Raw genomic sequence first — 396 nt, 5'->3', positions numbered from 1 at the left:
TTTCTCGACCGCATCGTTCTACCATTGGCGACGCAAGATTCGATCCCAGGCCAGCGCACAAGGAGGGTTCCTCGCCGTCGAAGTCAGCGATCCCAGTGCGTCCAACCGAAACGTTAGGGTTCGCTTTCCTTGCGGCACTCAGTTGGAACTCGATGCCGACGACTACGAGAACGTCCGACTGGTCGTCGATCGGCTCGCCACGCGCGCCGCAGAGGAAGTCCGATGATCGCGCTCCCGACCACCAGCGGCATTTATCTCTACAGTGAACCGACCGATATGAGAAAAGGGTTCTCCGGTTTGGCCGGCATCATTCGAGGGGAGCTCGGCAAGGCTCCCAATGACGGGAGCCTGTTCCTGTTCATCAACCGACGCAAAGACAAACTCAAGGCGCTCTAC

Annotated in this window: 2 protein-coding genes; both read left to right on the top strand. The window is 58.6% G+C overall.

The features are described from left to right. Positions 1-226 (top strand): IS66 family insertion sequence element accessory protein TnpA (tnpA, locus tag H1B37_RS33200; protein ID WP_182871552.1); only part of this gene is annotated, 226 nt, incomplete at its 5' end. Next, positions 223-396 (top strand): IS66 family insertion sequence element accessory protein TnpB (tnpB, locus tag H1B37_RS34750; RefSeq protein WP_182871550.1); only part of this gene is annotated, 174 nt, incomplete at its 3' end. The genes tnpA and tnpB, both read left to right, overlap by 4 nt.

This window comes from Stieleria mannarensis (assembly GCF_014154935.1).
Lineage (GTDB): Bacteria > Planctomycetota > Planctomycetia > Pirellulales > Pirellulaceae > Stieleria > Stieleria mannarensis.
The sequence above is the reverse complement of the archived record's forward strand: the minus strand, read 5'-3'. Positions and strand labels throughout refer to the sequence as shown.